The 21,601-nt window shown below is 38.0% G+C and carries 15 protein-coding genes and 1 pseudogene; 6 read left to right on the top strand and 10 right to left on the bottom strand.

Features of this window, described 5'->3' with window-relative positions:
* Positions 1–17 precede the first annotated feature (17 nt).
* The 7 genes from OVA16_RS06130 to OVA16_RS06100 form a co-directional block, all read right to left on the bottom strand.
* Positions 18–1,712: a S41 family peptidase gene (locus OVA16_RS06130; protein WP_267764212.1), complete on the bottom strand. Its 1,695-nt coding sequence runs from the start codon at positions 1,710–1,712 to the stop codon at positions 18–20.
* Between the two features lie 171 nt (positions 1,713–1,883).
* Complete coding sequence (locus OVA16_RS06125) at positions 1,884–2,099, bottom strand: hypothetical protein (RefSeq protein ID WP_267764211.1); 216 nt, start codon at positions 2,097–2,099, stop codon at positions 1,884–1,886.
* 33 nt (positions 2,100–2,132) lie between these two features.
* Positions 2,133–4,676, bottom strand: a complete 2,544-nt coding sequence (locus OVA16_RS06120) for a gliding motility-associated C-terminal domain-containing protein (protein WP_267764209.1) — start codon at positions 4,674–4,676, stop codon at positions 2,133–2,135.
* A gap of 153 nt (positions 4,677–4,829) precedes the next feature.
* Complete coding sequence (locus tag OVA16_RS06115; RefSeq protein WP_267764208.1) at positions 4,830–5,603, bottom strand: hypothetical protein; 774 nt, start codon at positions 5,601–5,603, stop codon at positions 4,830–4,832.
* 11 nt (positions 5,604–5,614) lie between these two features.
* A complete protein-coding gene (locus OVA16_RS06110; protein ID WP_267764206.1) occupies positions 5,615–7,186 on the bottom strand; it encodes a RagB/SusD family nutrient uptake outer membrane protein in 1,572 nt (523 codons plus the stop codon).
* Positions 7,187–7,205: 19 nt separating this feature from the next.
* Entirely contained in the window at positions 7,206–9,590 is a 2,385-nt protein-coding gene (locus OVA16_RS06105; RefSeq protein ID WP_324288549.1) for a SusC/RagA family TonB-linked outer membrane protein, read from the bottom strand.
* A gap of 91 nt (positions 9,591–9,681) precedes the next feature.
* Positions 9,682–10,266: a carboxypeptidase-like regulatory domain-containing protein gene (locus OVA16_RS06100; protein WP_267764205.1), complete on the bottom strand. Its 585-nt coding sequence runs from the start codon at positions 10,264–10,266 to the stop codon at positions 9,682–9,684.
* Positions 10,267–10,550: 284 nt separating this feature from the next.
* Here OVA16_RS06100 and OVA16_RS06095 point away from each other — a divergent pair, with 284 nt between their 5' ends.
* Positions 10,551–11,297 (top strand): DeoR/GlpR family DNA-binding transcription regulator, encoded by a 747-nt coding sequence (locus OVA16_RS06095; RefSeq protein WP_267764204.1) that lies wholly within the window; start codon positions 10,551–10,553, stop codon positions 11,295–11,297.
* Between the two features lie 68 nt (positions 11,298–11,365).
* Here the strand turns inward: OVA16_RS06095 and OVA16_RS06090 are convergent, their stop codons facing one another.
* Entirely contained in the window at positions 11,366–12,565 is a 1,200-nt protein-coding gene (locus OVA16_RS06090) for an anhydro-N-acetylmuramic acid kinase (protein WP_267764202.1), read from the bottom strand.
* 252 nt (positions 12,566–12,817) lie between these two features.
* On the opposite strand from OVA16_RS06090, the gene nagB reads away from it, so the two are divergent.
* From nagB to OVA16_RS06065, 5 genes are all read left to right on the top strand, one after another.
* Positions 12,818–14,737 (top strand): glucosamine-6-phosphate deaminase, encoded by a 1,920-nt coding sequence (nagB, locus tag OVA16_RS06085; RefSeq protein ID WP_420712336.1) that lies wholly within the window; start codon positions 12,818–12,820, stop codon positions 14,735–14,737.
* A 170-nt stretch (positions 14,738–14,907) separates the two neighbouring features.
* On the top strand, positions 14,908–15,201 hold the full coding sequence (locus OVA16_RS06080; RefSeq protein ID WP_267764201.1) for a DUF5009 domain-containing protein: 294 nt from the start codon (positions 14,908–14,910) through the stop codon (positions 15,199–15,201).
* 149 nt (positions 15,202–15,350) lie between these two features.
* A complete protein-coding gene (locus OVA16_RS06075; protein ID WP_267764200.1) occupies positions 15,351–16,064 on the top strand; it encodes an acyltransferase family protein in 714 nt (237 codons plus the stop codon).
* A gap of 188 nt (positions 16,065–16,252) precedes the next feature.
* The gene (locus OVA16_RS06070) at positions 16,253–16,867 is read left to right on the top strand and encodes a M16 family metallopeptidase (protein WP_267764199.1); all 615 of its coding nucleotides are present in this window, start codon (positions 16,253–16,255) and stop codon (positions 16,865–16,867) included.
* Positions 16,849–19,113 (top strand): M16 family metallopeptidase, encoded by a 2,265-nt coding sequence (locus tag OVA16_RS06065; RefSeq protein ID WP_324288600.1) that lies wholly within the window; start codon positions 16,849–16,851, stop codon positions 19,111–19,113. The genes OVA16_RS06070 and OVA16_RS06065 overlap by 19 nt, the downstream gene beginning before the upstream one ends.
* A 55-nt stretch (positions 19,114–19,168) precedes the next feature.
* Here OVA16_RS06065 and OVA16_RS20015 read toward each other — a convergent pair.
* Both OVA16_RS20015 and OVA16_RS06050 read right to left on the bottom strand, forming a co-directional pair.
* Positions 19,169–19,760, bottom strand: a pseudogene (locus tag OVA16_RS20015) (M28 family metallopeptidase).
* A gap of 612 nt (positions 19,761–20,372) precedes the next feature.
* Complete coding sequence (locus OVA16_RS06050) at positions 20,373–21,563, bottom strand: PepSY-associated TM helix domain-containing protein (protein ID WP_267764196.1); 1,191 nt, start codon at positions 21,561–21,563, stop codon at positions 20,373–20,375.
* Positions 21,564–21,601: the final 38 nt, after the last annotated feature.

Genomic DNA, 21,601 nt, shown 5'->3' with positions numbered 1-21,601 from the left:
GCGCAAAAGTAATATTATTAATGATCAGTTTCGCTAATTTTTAAAGTTGGGCTACCAATAGTTTTATAGGTACCTTCTCCTTTTAAAATAGCTAGCATTTGGCCTTGGTCATTGAACAATAATTTAGCTTTGGCTAATTCTTTATCATATTGAAAAGACTGCTCTATCCTTCCCTTTTCATGAAAATAACGACTGATGATTTGTGTTTCTAAAGCCCGCTTAATTTCGGCTTTATGTGTAGTCAAGTCGTTTTTCTTGGCCAAGGTCATTTTTGCTTTTAAAGCTTCTAGATCTGCCTTAACCGTGGCTGCCTTGTTCTCTTTCTCGGCCTCTTTATTCAGTTCGTTTAACAAGCGCTCTGAACGTGAGGTGTAGCTATAAACTTTATTATTTAACGATGCGATGAACTGCGAATAATCGGCATCGGTTATTTGAAAGTCTTTAGCAGAGGCTAATGTTTTATTGGCTTTTTTAAACGAGTTTGCATAATCAAAAAATAGGTTTTTTGTGAGCAGGGAAATGGTAATTGGGCTATATTTAGTTGGAGCTACCTCCACATCCGGGAAAACACCATTGCCATCATACACAGTTCTTCCTGCTTTGGTTGTATAGGCTTTCAAGGTACTATCTGCAAATTTCTCTGCTGTGCCATCTTGTTTTTTGTGTGCATAATCTAAAGCTTGGATACATCGCCCAGATGGCGTATAATATTTAGCTACCGTTACCTTTACCAAACTGTTGTAAGGCAAATTAAAGGTTTGCTGCACCAAGCCTTTGCCGTAACTACGCTGGCCTACCACCACACCGCGTTCTAAATCTTGTATAGCGCCCGCCACAATCTCTGATGCCGAAGCCGAAGCGCCATTAATGAGCACCACTAAAGGCAAGGTTGGCGCAATGGCATTTACGGTGGTTTTATAGGTAATGCTTTTTTCTGGGTTACGGCCTTTTTGGGTAACCACCAAAACATTTCTATCTACAAAAAGGTTCACAATTTTAACGGCCTCTTGTAAAATACCACCGCCATTGTTTCTTAAATCTAAAACTAATCCTTTGGGCTTTTGCTTATTGATTTGTTCTAAAGCTTCTTTCACTTCTTGTCCAGAATTTTCTAAGAACTTATCTAAACGGATATAACCAATTTGGTCGTTAAGCATACCCGAATAAGATACGTTAGGCTGTTTAATCTCTTCTCTTACAATGGTTTTACTGATCGTATTTCCATCTCTAAGTAAGATTAAATCTACAGGAGTACCTTTTGGCCCACGCAATAACTGGCTAATTTGAGACCTTTCTTTTCCTTCTATCGCAATGCCGTTAATTTTGACAATTTGATCGCCCGGGCGGATGTCATTTTTTTGGGAGGGATGCCCATCACTAACTTCGTCGACGAATAGCTTACCATCAATCGTTAACGTTCCAGCACCGATACCGCCATATTGGGTACTGATGTACTTCATTTTATAATCCTCAATTTCCGACTCGGGAACATACTCTGTATAAGGATCTAAACTGCCCAACATGGCGTCTATACCATGTTTCATTAAGTCAGCAGGGTTGGTTTCTTCTACGTAATTAATGTTGATTTCTTTGTACAGCGAGGCAAATACGTCGAGGTTTTTAGAAACCTGAAACAAATCTTCCTTAAAGGCTAAGGTTAGGGAGGTAACGGCTAAGATTGCGCCTAAAAGCGCTAGTTTTACTTTCTTCATTTTAGCTAAATTTAAAATAGCTACGCATTACAATGGCTCTAAAAGCAACTGTAAAAACTATAGAAAGTAAATTTACTAAAAACCATTTTGATTTTTAAACAACAGTATTTATTCTGTTGTAACTAGAGCTAAAATATTTGGATGTAAAGACGGTTAGGGAGCGTGTAAAAACTACAACCTGTTTCCCTCTGGATCTGCCAAAGCTTTGCGGATAGTAAATTCGATATAGGCATGGTCTCTATTTACCAATTTGGCCAACTGTTGTACCAACTGATCTTCTTGCCCGGGTGTAAAGGAAATTTCTACCGCTGCTAATTCACGGTATTTTCTTAAAAACTTAGTTTTTACTTTTTGCCAGGTTGCTGGAGTTAGGATAAAATTTGCCATTGGATAAAAAGGTTTTGGGCAAAGATAGGAGTTTTATCTAATTATAGTTAAACTGCCTGTTAAAACACCACATTCTGTGTTCAAGTTTATTTTATAATAATACACTCCAACGGGCAATTCTTTTCCGTTAAATGTACCATCAAATGGACGGCTGTAACCTCTACTAGTAAAAATAGTGGCGCCACTCCGATTGAAAATATTGAATTCGGCCTCCGGATAGTTTTCGATTCCTTTGATCTCCCATACATCATTGATAGAATCTCCATTAGGCGTAAATGTATTCGGTATTTTCACAATAGTTTCTTCTAATTGTGTAAAATCGATGATGTTGCTTTGTACTATACACCCGTATCTGTCTGTAACTTTTAGCAAGTATTTTCCTATTTGGATATTTTTGAGATTTAGTGTAGTGGCAACAATATTCTGATTTTGATCTACCCAAGCAAAACTATAAGGTGCACTTTGTCCATCTACTTGAATACCGCTTGTTGATACTAATTTACCATCACAATTAATGTATTGTTTCAAGTTTTGCAGGTTAACCATAGGGCTTCGAATTTCAGCTATGGCATATTCTTTAATCAAATAGCTACATCCAAAATTACTATACCCCATTAATCTATAACGTCCTGCTGCTAGTCCTGAGATAGTTTCAGAATTACCCACTTCTACATTACTTTCGTTAAACCATTTTACATAATCTGGCCTTGCACCTTGAAAAGCATTTATGCTGATACTGCCATTATCTTGAGAACAAGTCGCATCTTTAACATTCTCTGCCGCTACCTTGTAATCAAACTCAAAATTAGCAACTACATAGTTAGGAGAAGAAATATTGCAAGTACCTAATTGAGCTGTAAAATAATATGTTCCAGCGGGCACATTTGTCAAATCATCGCCCCTACCCACCTCTACTCCAGCTTCATTGTACCAGATACGAGGAACATTATTTGGCGTAACTATTCTGGTTATTGCACCATTGGACTGATTACAATATGCCTTTACAATCTCCTTATTGTTTTCCAATATTCCTGTACCAGAAGAAGTAATGGTAAACGCATTAGACGTAGCGTAGCAAGAGTTGTTCTGCTTAGCTGTGAGCCTATAAGTACCTGGCCCAACACCTTCTAAATCTTTTGCTGTGCCAACTATCAAGCCATTTGCATCTCTCCATTCAAATATAGATGCATCATAAGTCATAATCCCTCTTATACTTCCTTTAGGCTGGTTGCAAATTACGTCTGTCTTTATGGCATTTGCCTGATCCATTAAAGGTTTAGAGAAAGGCGCAGTAGCTCCGTCTTGGTTTGTGCCCATACTTGTAATAGACCTTGTAAGATCAATGGCCCCATTGTAACTCCAATTCCCCAATCCATCCGTTAATATAGTAGCAATCCACTCCTTTCCTTCGCAATTTACACAAGCATCGGTGTAAAAAAGCTCAATCTTTGAATTGGGGAGATAAGTGCCGTTAATACTTGTTGAGGTAATATTAGAGATAGCAGAGATTGCCACAAATTTTCCATTTGGTAAATTGACAAATTCGATTGGCCTTGTATTACAATAAAAACTGTTTTTAAGAATAGACACGGGATAGGAACGTTCTATAAAAATACCAACTTCATTGTGAGATATAACATTTCCATCGCTTATACTGCCGACGCCACAATTATACAATTCAATTCCATACTTTCTATTTTTACTTAATAAATCGCCGCCAATAACATTGGCATTCAGGTAATAGTTATTTTTTAAATTATCTAGCTTTACCCCAACATTTTGCGCCACTATATAATTATGTGTCATTATGAAATCAACAAATTCACCATTCGCAAAAAGTCCTACAGCATCAGCTGGAGAGGGAATAACCTCTGATTTAATGATATTGTAACCGATAGTATTATTCGAAAATCTAACCCTATTTCTCATTGAACCAAGCGACACACCATTTTCATTGGAGCTAATTATATTACCTTCCTCTTCTTGTATTCCCCCTATTATAGAATTGCTTAGATAGCTCAAATCAATACCAACATAATTTGGTGTAGCTATCATTCCAGTAGGGTCCAAGCCAATAATGTTTGACGAAATCTTTATGTCCTCTATGGAATTCAAGAACGTAGGAGATATAATCGAAGTATAATTATTGCCAAAGCCATTTCTCTTTCTTGGCCCTCCTATAGTTATTTTTGAGCAATTCTCCAAAAAGATTGCTGCCGTTCTATCATCCGCAGGTATGCCCAGCGGTGAGACAAAATTACTGAAGTAAAACCCAAATATTTTAATGTTATTGACGCCAGAAACTTTCAACCCATTTATATAATCAACTGATATTCTAGTTAATAAAACCTTAATCGAGGAACTTCCGAGGAGATTTGTTGGTTGCGTGGTAGCGTCTATAACAAGATTAGACGAAAGTGAAGGCAACTCCTGAGTTAATGAAATGGTTACGTCTGATGAACTGAGACCAGGGAGATTAAAATAAATATAATCAGTAGTCGATGTTCCATTAATATTAGCATCATGAATTGCTTGCCTTAGCGTTCCAATTCCCGAGTCTTCTTTGCTTGTTACCATGAAAATAGAAGCCTTTACATCTGCCTTAAAGGAAAAAGAAGAACTAAAACAAAAAAGAACCTCATATTCTCTATACTTATTACATTACAAATGGTAATATAACAAAAAAACCGCATCTCTTTAGACGCGGTTTTTTTGTTATATTTTACTATTTTACCTATTCCTTGTAAGATCTAACGCAAGTGTGCTAGTGGTAGTAGTACTACCACGTGCTGCAATAGTATAAACAAGCCCTTTAGAAAAAGAAACTGCTGCACGAGTAATAGTTATATTTGCTGGAGTGTTTACACTAACAGCAGTTAGATTATACACACCATTTGGCACCTTTACAAAAGCAGAACCCGCTTTGTAAGCAGTAGCCGCAGCAATATTGATTACTTCGGCTGTAGTTGTATTGACGGCAACCAAATTAAAGCCATTGGCCGCATTTGAAATTGTATTTACTAACCTAACATAGGAAACCGCGGTATCTATAGAAGGAAAGTTATCTTCAAGAATGAATGATGAAGTTGTTTTCGCTGTTGCATCATATATACCGCTTGTATAAAAGGAATAGTATTTTCCTGCAACAACGTTTGTTGGCAAAACAGTTGTTTCAATGTTTGCGTTTGTAGTAGCTGTCGACGAAACCTTAGCTTTAAATACCACGTCCCCTACCGTTGTCAAGTTTAGATAACTATTTGTAGTAGGAAATACTCCATAAGCAGATATTCCAGCGGCCGCTTCAATACCTGTAGTTGATCCGATAGCTGTCATTTTCTTATCATTTGCATATATATTAACTGTGGGTCCACTAACGGCAAAATTATATGCTCTAATAAATGCTCCAGCAGGAGTATAATCTATTTGCTGTACTGCATTCTTTTCGCAAGAAAGTATAAACAGCGAAACAATAATAGCAGTAATTATATTAAATCTCTTTTTCATTTCAATTAAGTTTAAGGTTGTGTAATCCACAATGGTACGGTGTGATAATCTGTAGCCAACCCGCCTATTTTATCCAGTTCCTCTCTATTCCAAACGTATTCAGAGTTGTATCTAGTTCTAATTCTTTGAACAGGATTCCCATTATTATCACCATAAAGCTCAATTGGAATGCCAAAACCCATAAAAACCTGTTTAGAACTTGCTGGATCAACATCTGTATAGTGATATCTTCTCAAATCCATCCAAGTCTCATAATGCCCCCAACCCCATTGTGCAATATATTTTTGCGACATGATATGCGATAACGTAAGGTTATTTGGATCAGATGGAACAATTGCTGTATTACTTATAAAAGAAGTTTTTTCAGCCGATGTAATCTGGCTTGGTAACTGAGCATTATCACTATTTCGAGCGTTAACAAAATCTATATGGGAAGATATAGCATTTCTGTACGCATTTAAAGCTGTAAATTTATCCCCTTTTTTATATGCTGCTTCAGCTTTTATGAATTGCAACTGCGAATAAGTCATACCAGGAAATCTAGATTTATCATCGAAAATATACATTGTAGGAACGCCCGATGATATATTTGATGGATAATTCCAAATATTATTCGGTCTTTGTGTTGCGGTTAAAGCCCCATAATTAATCACATTTACGTCTAAGCCGCGATATTGACCATCAGGAGATATGGCAAGCATACGTGTCATTCTAGGATCAATTACACCTCCAAACTGTGTGCCATTCATTAATTCAACAATGAATTTTGTTTGTCTGTAATTTTGAAAGTTTTGACGACGCGGCCCCATAAAATTCGAATCATCATTACCTGTATTTGAATAAGTGATTAGCGCATCATCAGCGTTACTTGCAAATGATTTATCAACAGCATCGATAACAGCATCTTCATCATAGTCTGCTTTATTTGAATAGTGATTGAGATTCATTGCTAATAGCCCATACGCAAATTTCAACCATTTTGTGCGGTCTCCATTGTATATTTTATCACCAACTGCCAAAAAAGCACTGCTTACTGCTCCATCTGTTCTTTGGAGATTTGTAATCGCAAGGTTCAACAATCTGCGACTTTCTTCATATGCAAACTGTTGGGTATCATATTTGAATTGCGTCTTATTTGGCAAAAAAGCTTCTTTAATCGTTATCTCTCCATGAATACTCGTCAATGTTTGCCAGCCCCAAGCTTTTAAAATGTAACCAACGCCCAGCAAATCCCAGCGTTGCTCTGCTTCTGCTTTGTTCATCATATCTACAAGGTTTTGTCCTAAAACCCAATATACGTCCCTATATGTCTGTGCTCCATTATCACTTCCAGGATCATATCCCATTCTATCCCAAGTGCTTTTTGACGTCGCTGGTAAATACCAATTTTGAGTATAACGACCAATGAACCTTCCTTCGTAAGGTGCATCTGTTATCATCCAGTGTAACATTGGGGCCAAATAAAGATTTGCCGTTACTTCTTGAGGCGCATTCGGATTTTCGTTAACATCCAGCCATTTTTTACATCCACTACTCATCCATAGTAGACAAGCAGCTAAACATGATATATATATCTTTTTCATTTTAAATATTCCTCCTAAGTTATAATCCTATTCTAACGCCAAAATTAAAACCCATAGGTATAGGAAAATTACCATAATCTATACCTACTCCTCCAGATCCACCAACAGCTGCGCTATTACCATTAACCACAGGATCCATTCCCGAATAATTAGTTATCAAAAATAAATCTGTTCCCGTCAAGAAGACGCTAGCAGACTTTACTAGTTTTTGCTTTTTCAGTAATGTACTTGGCAAACGATAATTTAAGGTAACATCCTTTAGGCGTACCCAATTAATATCTTTCTCAATAAACAGCTCTTCACTGATTCCTGTATAATATCCAGTTTGGTATCTTGGCACTACAACAAGATTGTTTACAGTGGGATTAGCAGAGTTCTCTAGCCCATCTCTAATTACACCATTTATAACCCTAGGCTCATTTCTATCTAAAGTCCTCATTGTTAAACCTCTGGAGGTTAGGAAATGATCAGTAGCATTTAGGATATCTCCACCTTTTCTCACATCTAGTAAAAATGATAATGAAAAGTTTTTATAAGTAAAAGTATTTGTTATACCCATTGACCAGTCTGGTTGCCTATCATAACCCCCGTCTATAAATACAGTTGAACGCAAAGGCAATCCAGTAGTCGGATCAACCAACAATTGTCCTTGATTATTTCTTAGATAAAAGAATCCCGTTAGTGACCTAGTAGATTTGCCCGGAGAATTTCCATTCCTTACGTTTCCATATAACCAGGTATCCGAAACATAAGACTCTGGCAATGAATTTGGCAAAGCAAGTACCGTACCTTTTGCTTTTTCGAAATTTGTTAAAATATCCCAGCTGAAATCTTTGTTCTTTACTGGAGTTCCTCTCAAAGTAATCTCAACTCCTTTATTTTCCGTCGACCCTCCGTTTAAATTGAACAAAATAAATCCAGTTGAATAACTACCTCTAATATCATTAATAATTTGATCAGTCGTTTTCTTATTGTAGTATGTTACATCTACACCCAAACGATCTTTAAGAAAAGCGAGCTCTAGCCCAAATTCATAAGACTTAGCAAACTCAGGTTTCAAGTCTAAATTTGGACCAGTAAAACCATAGCCATAACCACCACCAACAGTAGCTTTATACTCTAATGAAGGCCTATAAGCATAAGGTCTTGCATCTTTTCCCACTTCAGCATAGGCAGCTCTTAATCTTCCAGACGTAAATATATTCTGTAATCCTTTAAAGGCAGGCACATCGGTAAACACAAAACTAGCTGAAACTGAAGGATACCAGAAAGAATACCTATCGATAGGTATAGTTGAAGTTCTATCATTTCGAATAGTTCCTGTTACATAAAGATAATCACGATAGTTTAAAGTAGCCCTACTAAAGAAACTTACTAATCTTCTTCTACTTAAGGTGTTTCTCGCATTTCTGATACTGGTATTGTTAACTGAAACAAAATTAGGATCTAAAAATCCCTCGCCATATAATGCATCTATATTAGACCTTAAGTCTTGAAACGATTGACCTACAGCTCCGTCTATAGAAAGATCTCCTGTAATTTTTTGCTTTTTAACCGTAAAGATATTCTGCATATTAACATTACGAGTAACGTCATTTGCTACATCTAATATTCCTTTATATGAAAAACCAGCTGTACTTTCAGGATGCCTTAATATAAGGTTTTGACTAGTATAATTATCCACACCTATTCTTGTTTCCAAGCTACCCCACTTAACAGGAGTAAAGGTTAAGCCCAAGTTTGTTAAAAGTCTATTAACTTTTGAATTTATTCTATTTTTCTCGACATTAAAATAAGGATTGTCTATTTCGGAACCAAGACCTAAAGAAGTTACTTGTCTTCTTGTACCAGCAGGTGTTAAGTAATTTTTAGCATCATCAGTCTGAGGCCAAACCAACAATCCGATTAGAGGACCTCCAGCTCCCTTTCTAGCCTGGTCATTGTTAGAATATGTGTAGCTAAGTGAAAGATCTGCCTTTAGCCAGTCGTTGATGGTAGCCCTAGTAGCACCAGTAACGTTAATCCTGTCATATAATGAATTGGGGATAACGCCGTTCTGATTCGTATATGATGTTGAAAATCTATAGCTTATTCTATCTGTACCTCCACTCATTGACAGATTATGCTTCTGAGTCAACGCCGTCTGAAAAAAACCATCTACATTATCATAGAATTTAGTACCAGGAAGATATTCATCTCCAAAATATAAAAATGAAGTAGTACCTACAGCACTAGGCTCATATACTTTTTGTATCTCTGGCTTGCCCCTAGGCGCATCTATCCTAAAACTATTGCTATAGTCTATTGCACCAGTCCCAGGCTTGCCTCTTTTTGTCGTAATTACGATTGCTCCATTTGCAGCATCTATACCGTAAAGAGCAGCAGCCTCTGGACCTTTTAACACGACTAAGCTTTCAATATCTTCAGGATTTATATCTGATGACCTATTTGTAAAATCGGCATTTCTATTTGCTTGCGAAGTATTTGAACTAATTTCAGAAAAAAAGCCGAAGTTTACTCAATGTTTTGTTATCAATCGGCAATCCATCTACAATCATTAAAGGCTGGTTACTTCCACTAATAGAACTCACTCCCCTAATTGTTATTGAGGAAGAGGCTCCAGGAACACCAGAAGAGCTTGTTACCTCAACCCCTGCAACTCGTCCTTGTAATGCATTTACAAAATTTTCCCTTTGTGTTTGAGCTATATCTTCGCCTTTAACTTCTTGTTGCGAAGTTCCTAAAGAGCGCTTTACTACCTTTTGCCCTAAAGCCGTAACAACCACCTCATTAAGGGATTTGCTATCCGGGCTTAAGGTAATGTTAATCGTTGTCGAAGTCCCCACAGCTTGCTCCTTGGTCACCATCCCTAAATAAGCGAACTGCAATACGTCTCCCGCATTTGCTTTAATGGTATAAATACCACTATTGTTTGCCTGTGTTGCCACCGAGGTCCCTTTCACTTTAACTGTTGCACCTGGTATTGGCTGCCCATCTTCCGAAGAAGTGACTTTACCCGTAACAGTAACCTGTTGCGCCATTACCTGAACTGCTAAAAGAAAAGCTCCCAAGAACAGCATGAGTAATTTTTTTCATAAACTCTTGTTGGTTAATAGTAATTAATTTGTTTCGTTGATTTTCAGCTTAATAAAAACGCATATTCACGCATTCTCATTAAAACCTAAGTAAATATCACAAATGTTTTTCGTTAAAAAAAGAAATTTTAACAAAATTTTAACAAAAAAGAATTATTTCCAGACCAAACACCGCAAAAATCCGCACACTAAAAACACTTAAAAATCATTCTTTACTCATAAAAAATATTTTTTCACTACCTTAGGTCTCGAACAATATTCTTCATTAAATGCTTAAAAAAGAACGCCACAATATGATTATGCGCCAAATTAACTTGCACAACAGGGTGCTAAGTTCTGATTTGGTAGAATTATTAAATGTATCAGAAGATACCATTAGAAGAGATTTACAAGAATTAGCTGATGACAATTTGCTAAATAAAGTACACGGAGGGGCGCTTTCCAAATCTTACCAATCGTCTTTTGACGATAGCAAAGTATACGCAAAAGATGCCAAGATCAGTATAGCTAAAAAAACTGCTTCCTTAATTAAAGATGGCATGGTAGTGTTAACTGGCGGAGGGACCACAGTAATTGAATTAGCCAAACAACTACCTCAACATTTACATGCTACGTTTATTACCATTAGCCCATTAGTTGCTGTAGAACTAGCTAAATACGAAAAAATTGAAGTTATTCTAATAGGTGGGCTATTCTCTAAAAACTCGCAAATTAGTTATGGTGGCCACGTAATTAGCCAACTGGCAGATATTAGAGCAGATTTATGCTTAATGGGAACTAGCGCATTGCATCCTACTGATGGCGTAACAGACACCGATTGGGAAATTAATCAATTGAAAAAAGCAATGATTGCCTCTTCTAAAAAAACTGCGGTATTATGTATCTCTGAAAAATTAGGCACTACTTTAAGACTAAAAGTAGCGGGATTAGAGAACATCAACTATTTAGTTACCGAACTCAACGACGGCGACGAGGCCTTGGCTGCATACCATACCAATGGCTTGCAGATCATCTAGATCAAATATATTATTAGTAAAAAGCAACGAAAGCGAACCAGTGGTTCGCTTTTTTTCAGTCTTATGATTTAATGAGGCAAACTAACCTTACCCATACAAACAGAGGGCACACCCTCTCTCTCGCCAAAGTAAATTTGGCTTCCACAAATGGTTTCATTAGCTAATAAAGCGAATAAAACAGCTTCCTTCGCATCGGGGTTAATCTCTAAATCTGAAGTAGTTTTAAAGCTTACCTGGGGCAAAGCCGATTTTAAAAGCGACAATAATAAGGGGTTGTGCATACCGCCGCCACTCAAATACAATACCGGTTGAGTTAATTGGTGCAATGCCCGCTGTATCGATTCTACGATGCCCTGTGCCGAGAAATGACACAGCGTGGCCATTACATCCTCTTTGGATAAACCATCCGTACCAGAAACTTTTTGCGCATTTGCTAAGTAATCGAGGCTGAAAAGTTCTGGACCGGTAGTTTTAGGAAAATCCGCAGCAAAAAAATCGTTGGTCAATAACTGCTGTAAAAGTTTTTCATTCACTTTCCCCGATTGACTAATGGCGGCATCTTTATCGTAGTACAAACCTTCAAAATGCTTTTGAACATACTGATCCATCAAAGTATTGCCTGGCCCAACATCGGTTGAAAAAACTTTAGCTGCATCTAAATTGCCGGGCAAATAAGTGTAATTGGCAATGCCGCCAATATTCAACATGATCCTATCTTCGCCCTGCTTAGAAAAAATGAGGTAATCGCCATATACGGCTAAAGGGGCACCTTCGCCACCTGCAGCAATGTGCTTTTGCCTAAAATCACTTAGTGTAATGATACCTGTATTTACCGCAATATGATCGCCATCGCCAATTTGCAAAGTACCATTTGGCAGCTCGTCCCGTTGGTGTAATGATTTTGGTGCATGGTAAATGGTTTGTCCATGGCTGGCAATAAAATCAATATCCTCGTTTCGGTAGCCCCACTCAGCAATGGCTTCATTAATCAGCTTTGCGTGAGTAAGCGCTATTTGCTCGTTCATTAAGCAAACCATTTCTAAGTCAACTTCGCGTTTAGAAAAAATCGATTTTACCTGTTTCCTAAAAGTATCGGTATAATCTGCCGTTTTAAATTTCAACAGCTTTATTTTCGTATCAGCTCCGCTACCGCTAAAAGAACTTAAGGCAATATCCAAGCCGTCCATAGAGGTTCCAGACATCAATCCAATGATCAGCTTTTCTGTCTTCTTAGATTTATGGTATAGGTTTTCGATTTGATTTTTCATTACGAATTTTTTGACTGTGAAAGGTACAAGTTGTTTCGATAAATGCCATTTACTTTTTACATTTTACCGAATACCAAACTAAAACAAGTCGCAAAAAAAGTTTTTTAATTTTTTTAAAAAGTAAAAACGCCCTGAAAGACAATTAAAACCACTTTTTAGGCCAAAATAAGCTTTACGCAAAAATTGTCCTATTTTTTTTCTGTTTAATCTATACTATATTTACTGCTCCGTTCAATAAAAAACCAAAGATTAATGGCAAGATTAAATCTATTAGAAGAAACGAGGTTCGAAAAGCTCCCAGTAAGTATTTTTAAAAATCCGAAAGAAGCTTCTCTGAGTGTAGCGAACCGTATCGCTTCACTAATCAAAGAAAAACAACAACAAGGTAAAAATGCAGTGCTAGGTTTAGCTACAGGAGCTACACCAGTTGCGGTTTACAAAGAGTTGGTAAGGCAACACAAAGAAGAAGGATTAAGCTTCAAAAATGTAATTACCTTCAACTTGGATGAATACTATCCGATGCAGCCCAACTCTGTACAGAGCTATGTTTACTTTATGAACGAAAATCTTTTCGATCATATTGACATAGACAAAAACAATGTGCACATTCCAGATGGCACCTTAAGTCTTGAAGAAATTCCAGCTTTCTGTTTAAATTATGAAAAGAAAATAGAAAGTGTTGGCGGACTGGATATTCAGATTTTAGGTATTGGCCGTACGGGTCACATTGGTTTTAACGAGCCAGGTTCGGCACCAAACTCTGGAACTCGTTTGGTAACCCTAGATGATTTAACCCGTAGAGATGCGGCTCGTGATTTTGGTGGTAAATCTAACGTACCAACCAAAGCCATTACCATGGGTATTGGTACTATTTTTAAAGCTAAAGAGATTATCTTAATGGCTTGGAATAGGAAAAAAGCTTCGATCATTAAAAAAGCGGTTGAGGGCGAAATTTCGAGTGAAGTTCCCGCTACTTATCTACAACTTTCTGAAAATGTAGAGTTTATTCTAGATCAAGACGCAGCCTTAGACTTAACCAGATTTAACACACCTTGGTTAGCAAGAGATTGCGACTGGACGCCAGAACTTACTCGTAAAGCGGTAATTTGGTTGGCACAGCACCTTAAAAAACCTATCCTTAAATTAACCGAAGACGATTATAACAACAACGGCATGGCTCAATTAGCTACAGAGCAAGGCCCGGTTTATGATATTAATATCGATATCTTCAACAAATTACAACATACCATTACCGGATGGCCAGGTGGCAAGCCAAATGCCGATGACAGCCAACGCCCTGAAAGAGCAAACCCAGCGAAGAAAAGAGCAATTGTATTTTCTCCGCACCCAGATGACGATGTAATTTCTATGGGTGGTACTTTCATTCGTCTGGCCGATCAAGGACACGAAGTACACGTTGCCTACCAAACATCTGGCAACACTGCCGTTTGGGACGATGACGTACTCCGTTTCGTAGAGTTTAACATCGATTTCTCAGAAAAAATGGGAATTGACCAAACTAACATGAGAAAAACTTACGAAGAAATGCGTGAGTTTATGGCTAACAAACGCCCTAATCAAATCGACTCAGAAGAAATTAAGTTGGTAAAAGGATTGATTAGAAAAGGCGAAGCTATCGCTGGAGCTCGTTTTTCAGGCTTACCTGATGAAAACATCCACTTTATGGCGCTTCCGTTCTACGAAACTGGCAAAGTGAAGAAAAACCCAGTTTCGGAAGTAGATGTGGAATTAACAATGGAATTACTACAAAAAGTGAAACCACACCAGGTGTTTGCTGCTGGAGATTTTGAAGATCCGCATGGCACGCACATTGTTTGCTTCAACATCATTGTAGAGGCATTAAGACGCCTAAAAGGTACGGAAGCTTGGGTAGAAGATTGCTGGTTATGGATGTACCGTGGCGCTTGGCACGAGTTTGAACCACACGAAATTGAAATGGCAGTTCCACTAAGTCCTAAAGAAGTAGAACGCAAGAAACTGGCTATTTTCAAGCACCAATCGCAAAAAGATATTCCTGTTTTCCCTGGCGATGACCCGAGAGAATTTTGGCAACGAGCAGAAGACAGAAATCGCGAAACGGCCAAAACTTACGATGAGTTAGGTTTAGCTGATTACGAAGCGATGGAAGCTTTTATGAGATACCATTATTAGGCCTTATTAATCGTCATTCCCGCGTAGGCGGGAATCCTAAAGCGATATAATTTACCGCATTACGACCCCAAAATAAATTTGGGATGACGAACTAGGTAAGGAACTAAAATTTATCTTCTATCTTTAGCGTAACAAACTAATAGATAGAAGATATTTTTATTTTACACACCATGCAAACCAAACCAAATCGCTCTCAACGCCTCCTTTCACTAGATTTTTTTAGGGGTTTAACCGTAGCCGCCATGATATTGGTAAACAATCCAGGAAGCTGGGGGCACATTTACCCACCTTTAGCACACGCCGAATGGAATGGCTGTACCCCAACCGACCTTGTTTTTCCTTTCTTTTTGTTTATTGTTGGCGTATCTATTGCCTACGCTATGGGCAGTAAGCGAGAAGATAATGCGGCACACGGAAAAACGATTTTAAAAGCCTCAAAAAGAGCATTTACCCTTTTTTTCTAGGGTTTATTTTAGCCTTTTTTCCAAGGAATTTTAGTGATTTCGATTTTATTGAAGCTCTGAAAACAGTAAGGATACCTGGCGTACTGCAAAGAATTTCGGTAGTATTCTTAATTTCATCTATCCTATTTTTAAAGCTGAGCGATAAAAGGTTGTTCCAAACCATTGTGGTTTTACTTTTTGGCTATTGGGCTTTAATGAATTTTGTTCCTGTACCAGGTTTTGGTCCTGCCAACTTAGAAAAAGGAACCGATTTAGGGGCTTGGTTAGATAGAACCATCTTAACAGAAGCACATTTATGGAAAGCTGCTAAAACTTGGGACCCTGAAGGGATTTTAAGCACCCTGCCAGCTATTGGCACCTGCTTAATTGGTGTGTTGGTTGGCACTTATCTTAAAAAGAAAACCATAGAACCAGCTACTAAAATAGCCTGGCTGTTTTCGGCTGGTACATTAATGTTTATGGGTGGCCTACTTTGGGACCTCCAATTTCCTATTAACAAGGCATTATGGACCAGTTCTTATGTGCTTTACACGGGTGGCTTGGCAACCGTTATTTTAGCTTTATCTTATTGGCTGATAGATGTGAACCAGTACAATCGTTTTACCAAACCTTTTGTAGTTTATGGGGTAAACGCCATTACTGTTTTCTTTTTATCAGGCTTGATGCCGCGTTTGCTAAACATGATTAAGATTGATTTTGAAGGAGAAAAAGTAGGTGCGCTAAGCTACGTGAACAAAGCCTTATTTGCCAATAACTTTGCCAACCCGCTAAATGCTTCTTTGGCTTATGCCGTTGCCTTTGTGCTGTTTTGGTATGTGATACTTTGGGTAATGTACAAAAGGAATATCATTATTAAGGTGTAATTAGGATTAAGGAGCAAAGATTAAAGAGCAAAGATTAAAGAACTAAAGCTGTAGCAAGCACATTTACGCTCCTATACTACCCTAAACCTTGTTCTCAAATCTCAATGCTCAATACTCAAATCTATTTGTAACTTTAAACAAAGAATACAATCTAAAAACAAACATTTACCTCTAACTAAATTTATAAAATGAAGAAAAATTTGCATTTACTTGCTGTTGGAGCTCTTTCTATCGTGTTGGCACAACCAGCAATGGCGCAGAAAAAAGCTCCAGTTAAAGCTACAACGGTTAAAACGACTGCTAAACCTAGCGCAAGCCAAGCATTACCAACAGACCCTAATGTTAAAATTGGTAAACTACCTAACGGCTTGGTGTACTACATCCGCAAAAATGTGGAGCCTAAAAACAGGGCCGAACTTTATTTAGGAAACAAAATTGGTTCTTTAATGGAAAATGAAGAACAATTAGGATTAGCGCACTTTACAGAGCACATGGCTTTTAACGGCACCAAAGACTTTCCTAAAAACGAAATCATTAGTTACTTGCAAAAAGCGGGCGTACGTTTTGGGGCAGACCTAAATGCTTATACCGGCTTTAACCAAACGGTATACCAATTGCCAATTCCTACAGATAGTGCCGAAGTTTTTAAAACAGGCTTCAAGATTTTAGCTAACTGGGCAGGCAAAGTAAGCATGGATGGCGCAGAAATTGACAACGAACGTGGTGTAATTATTGAGGAAGACCGTCAACGTGGTAAAAATGCACAGCAACGAATAAGCAAGCAATTGCTGCCTTTTTACTAGGCGATTCGCGTTATGCTAAACGCATTCCGATTGGGGATGTAGATTTATTACAGAAATTTACACACGATAAAATCCGTAACTTTTACAAAGACTGGTACCGCCCTAACCTACAAACGGTTATTGCCGTTGGCGATTTTGATGTAAACGAAGTAGAGAAACTAATTATCGCTAATTTCTCTGAGTTGAAAAACCCGGCCAATGAAAAACCAAGAACTTATTACAGCATTCCAGACAATGCACAGCCTTTGGTTAAAATTGCTACCGACCCAGAGCAACCTTACAACGTAGCCCAGCTAATTTACAAGCAAAAACAAGGGCCTGTAAAAACCGAAGCCGATTATAAGCTACAAATGGTGCAAAACATGGTAAACAATATGTTGGCAGCCCGTATTGCAGAAATTATGCAGAAAGGCAATGCGCCATTTTTATTTGCCCAAAGTGGTTATGGCCCGTACCAAGGCGGTATGATTTGGGATATGAACGCCCTACAAACCGTAGCAGTAGCCAAAACAGGTGCCGAGCTCGAAAAAGCTTTGGTAGCGGCTGTAGCAGAAAACGAGCGTATGGCTAAATTTGGCTTCACCGCTGGCGAGCTAGAAACCGTAAAGAAAAAAATGGAGGCTAGCAACGAAAAGCAGTTCAAAGAAAAAGACAAAACCAAATCTAGTGCTTATGTACAACAGTATTTAAACAACTTCTTAATTGGCTCGGCAATTCCATCTGAGGAGTACAGCTATGAGCTAAACAAAAAGTTGTTACAAAGCATTTCTTTAGCTGATGTAAATGCCGCTGCTAAAGCCATGGTAACCAAAAACAACCAAATTTTAGTAGTACAAGCACCAGAAAAAGAAAAAGCAAACCTGCCTAGCGAGGCTGCATTCTTAGCTGCGCTAAAAAATGCGGGCAATGGCGTAACTCCGTATGTAGACAATACCGTAAACAAACCGCTGATAGCACAGGCTCCAAAAGCAGGAACCATTGTAAGCGAAACCAAAAACGATAAAGTGGGTATTACCACACTAACCTTGAGCAACGGCGTTAAAGTAGTGTTAAAACCTACCGATTTTAAAAATGACCAAGTGATATTTACTTCATTTGCAAAAGGTGGAGCTTCTTTAGCTAGTAATGATGATTTTATCTCTGCCGAAAATGCGAACTTGATTGCACAAAGTGGTGTTGGAGATTACAATCCAACGCAATTATCTAAATGCTTAGCTGGCAAAAATGCTGCGGTAGGTGCTTATATAGACGATTTGTATCAGGGTTTTTCTGGAAATGCTTCTCCTAAAGACTTAGAAACAGCATTCCAATTGATTTATGCCCGTGCTACAAATCCACGCAAAGACGCTGATATTTTCAACAAAAACGTGAGCGATTTTAAAGTAATTACCGCTAATAAAGGCAGTAACCCAAGCAGCGTTTTTGCAGATACTGTACAAGCGGTAATGGCCAATTACCACAAACGTGGGATGCCAACTACACTAGCTGATATCGACAAAATCAACATCGATAAAGCTTATGCTTTCTATAAAGATCGTTTTGCTGATGCAAGCGGACAAACCTTTGTTTTCGTAGGTAATTTTGATGTAGAAAAAATCAAACCTTTAATTACAACCTATTTGGCAAGCTTGCCTTCGTTAAATAAAAACGAAAATTATGTAGACAATGGAGTTAATCCTCCAAAAGGCAAAGTAAGCAAAACCGTTAAAAAAGGTTTAGAAGACAAAGTTTCTGTACAGTTGGTTTTCCACGACGATTATACGTATAATGCAGAAAACAACGTAATGTTAGATGCATTAAAAGCTGCATTGGATATCAAAATTACCGAGCGTTTGCGTGAGAAAGAAAGTGGTGTTTATAGCCCGGGCGTTTCTTTAAGTGTACAAAAAAATCCAACGGCTCACTATTATTTTACCATTTCTTTTAACTGTGCTAAAGCTAATGCCGAGAAGCTAATTAATGCTGCCTTGGAAGAAGTGAACACCTTTAAAAACAATGGCGTAACTGCAGAAGACCTACAGAAATTCAAATCTGAAGAGTTAAGACAACAAGAACTAAGTCTTCGCGAAAATGGTTACTGGTTAGGTTATTTAACTAACCGCCTAAAATACAACGACAACGTAGAGCAAGTGTTAGACAATACTTCACGCATTAACGGCGTAACTGTTGATGCTACAAAAACCGCAGCTAAAAAATACTTAAACGGCGACAACTACATCCGTTTGGTTTTATTACCAGAAAATTAGTGGTTTAACCTGCTATTAAAAAGGGGATGTTTTGTTAAAACATCCCCTTTTTTTGCTACTTAGTTAGCTCAAAATTAAATGCTACAAAAAGTTTAAATAAATTTTGATATGCTGTTAAAGGGAGTGTGGCCGCCATATCATACACATCATGGTAGGCACTTATTCCACCTTGTGTATATAAGAAAAACGCTGGCACACCTTTTTCTGTAAAATAATAGTGATCGCTATTGGCTGCCTTACCTCTTGAGTTTATTTTAGAAATTAATTTCTGTTGGTTGTTAATTTTATTAAGCAGCGCAAATTCATCTGGATAAACGGTGGCGTTAACTACTGTCGCACCAGCATCGCCATTTCCCAATAAATCTAAATTCCACAAAAAGCGAATGTTTTTAAGTGGAAATAAAGGATGTTCTGTAAAGTATTTTCGAACCTAACAAGCCAATTTCTTCGGCGGCGAAAGCGATAAAGACAACGCTGTACTTTGGTGGGTTTTTAGCGTAATACTTTGCCAAATCAAGCAGCATGGCCACACCACTTGCATTGTCGTTAGCTCCCGGAAAGTAGGTTTTATTTCCCATGCCACCTAAATGATCGTAGTGTGCTGTAAATACAATTACCGAATCTGGTTTGGTAGTTCCTTTAACCATAGCCATAACGTTAGCTGCGGTAAAATTTGTAACAAATTCATTTTCAATATGAACATCAATCTTTTTTAGAATGGGAACATCCGTTCTTTTAGCCACCTCGATAACCGTATAATCTAGCACTTTTTGCGAAGCAGACCACGTTAGCTTAGGTGCCAAGCCTACCACAACACCACCATTTTTATTAGCGTAGGTAACACTATCTTTACGGGTTAAACTATCACTGGTGTTAACGCCTTTGCTAGCTTGGTGTACAATAAAATCTTTTCCCGGCCTTAATTTTTTGCCATTTATTTTCAATTCCATTTTTGAAGGAAAAGTGTTTGCAGAGAAATTGAAATATTGCTTAAAACCAGCTTCGGTTAAAGGAGATAAGCCAAAGCTCTTCATTTTATTCTCAATAAAATTAGCCGCTTTAGCCATGCCGTTTTTAGTGTAGCCCCTACCCCAATATTTTTTAGAGGTTAAGGTTTTGATGGCTTTTTTGGCATCAACCAAATCTTGTGCCGCTACATTAAAACTTGCAGAAATGAAAAATATAAATAAGATAGAAAAACGGTACATACTAAAAATGCTTTGTGCCACAAGATATAAAATTGTGGCCAAAAAGCACTTTTACTGAAATTGTGGTTGTATTGCAGTTGCTGGCGAAATCTTCGCTCTTTTTTTCTTCTTACGTCCTATCCAAATAATTACCCCAGTTACGGGCATACTTGCCGCAATTAAGCTGGCAATAAAAGCAATGATTTTTCCGGGTAAGCCCGCAATTGCACCAACGTGGATATCGTAATTCATCCTGATGATCTTATCGGCTACGGTAGCGTTGGCAAATTTGCCGAATTGATGTTTTACCTCAATTTCTTTCAAGGTATGCTGGTCGAAATAACGGTAATCTGCTTTCCAGTAGGTGTTTGGGTCTGGATTTTTGGCAATTTCTACAGCGCCTTTCTCATCTTCGGGTACGTGTACATCCAAACTTCCTTTAAACTTAGGATCTTCCTTCAAAAACTTAGCCCAAAGTAGATCGGCCGCAGCCGCATTTGTACTTAACTTGGTAAGGGATGTAGTGTCTGAGTAGGTTTCCTCCCATTCGGTCATGGTTTTACCCCCAGAGCTTACCCAGTACACAGACTTAGCAAACCATTGAAAGCCCATTACCATGCCTGTTAGACCAATGAAGATAGCAATAAAGGTAATGTAAAAGCCTAAAACATTATGCAAATCGTAATTTAACCTACGCCATTTAGATTTCAATTTTACGGTAAAACGTTGCTTTCTGGCGGCTTTGCTTTTTGGCCACCATAAAACCAACCCAGAAATGAGTAAAAAAACAAACATCATGGTTGCCGTGGTTAAAATAGGCTGGCCAATTTCTGGCGGTAGCCATAGGTAATAATGCCCCATAATGATGATCCTAAAAAAATCTTCATCCATGTTCTTTACTTTTAGAACTTTGCCCGTGTATTGGTTTACGAAAACAATGTAGTAGTAATCGGCTACCAAATCGTAATAAACCACTTGCGTAGTACGGCCAGGCTGGTAAGTTACGCTATGCGCATGTTTGTTGGGTAGGGCCTTATCTGCAATTGCTTTGAGTTGCGTTGGTGCCAAAAGTGGTTTGTTTTGGGTTTCGGTAAACCGATAAGTTTGTACGGCATCCTCTATCTCCCGTTGGAAAGCTAAAATGCATCCCGTTAGGCCCAAAAACAATACAAATAAGCCTGATATTAGACCTAGCCATAAATGCAGCTGACCTATCCAATATTTGAATGTGCTTTTCTTTTTTATCGGTTTTTTAAACCCCATCTCTATTCTTTTTAACGGCAAAAACCAATTGGCGTTAT

It is taken from the genome of Pedobacter sp. SL55, from assembly GCF_026625705.1.
Lineage (GTDB): Bacteria > Bacteroidota > Bacteroidia > Sphingobacteriales > Sphingobacteriaceae > Pedobacter.
The sequence above is the reverse complement of the archived record's forward strand: the minus strand, read 5'-3'. Positions and strand labels throughout refer to the sequence as shown.

What these genes read in the sequence shown, in the direction of transcription:
- OVA16_RS06130 (WP_267764212.1), bottom strand. Translation starts at nt 1,712, where the DNA reads ATGAAGAAAGTAAAACTAGCGCTTTTAGGCGCAATCTTAGCCGTTACC.
- OVA16_RS06125 (WP_267764211.1), bottom strand. Translation starts at nt 2,099, where the DNA reads ATGGCAAATTTTATCCTAACTCCAGCAACCTGGCAAAAAGTAAAAACT.
- OVA16_RS06120 (WP_267764209.1), bottom strand. Translation starts at nt 4,676, where the DNA reads ATGGTAACAAGCAAAGAAGACTCGGGAATTGGAACGCTAAGGCAAGCA.
- OVA16_RS06115 (WP_267764208.1), bottom strand. Translation starts at nt 5,603, where the DNA reads ATGAAAAAGAGATTTAATATAATTACTGCTATTATTGTTTCGCTGTTT.
- OVA16_RS06110 (WP_267764206.1), bottom strand. Translation starts at nt 7,186, where the DNA reads ATGAAAAAGATATATATATCATGTTTAGCTGCTTGTCTACTATGGATG.
- OVA16_RS06100 (WP_267764205.1), bottom strand. Translation starts at nt 10,266, where the DNA reads ATGCTGTTCTTGGGAGCTTTTCTTTTAGCAGTTCAGGTAATGGCGCAA.
- OVA16_RS06095 (WP_267764204.1), top strand. Translation starts at nt 10,551, where the DNA reads ATGCTTAAAAAAGAACGCCACAATATGATTATGCGCCAAATTAACTTG.
- OVA16_RS06090 (WP_267764202.1), bottom strand. Translation starts at nt 12,565, where the DNA reads ATGAAAAATCAAATCGAAAACCTATACCATAAATCTAAGAAGACAGAA.
- nagB (WP_420712336.1), top strand. Translation starts at nt 12,818, where the DNA reads ATGGCAAGATTAAATCTATTAGAAGAAACGAGGTTCGAAAAGCTCCCA.
- OVA16_RS06080 (WP_267764201.1), top strand. Translation starts at nt 14,908, where the DNA reads ATGCAAACCAAACCAAATCGCTCTCAACGCCTCCTTTCACTAGATTTT.
- OVA16_RS06070 (WP_267764199.1), top strand. Translation starts at nt 16,253, where the DNA reads ATGAAGAAAAATTTGCATTTACTTGCTGTTGGAGCTCTTTCTATCGTG.
- OVA16_RS06050 (WP_267764196.1), bottom strand. Translation starts at nt 21,563, where the DNA reads ATGGGGTTTAAAAAACCGATAAAAAAGAAAAGCACATTCAAATATTGG.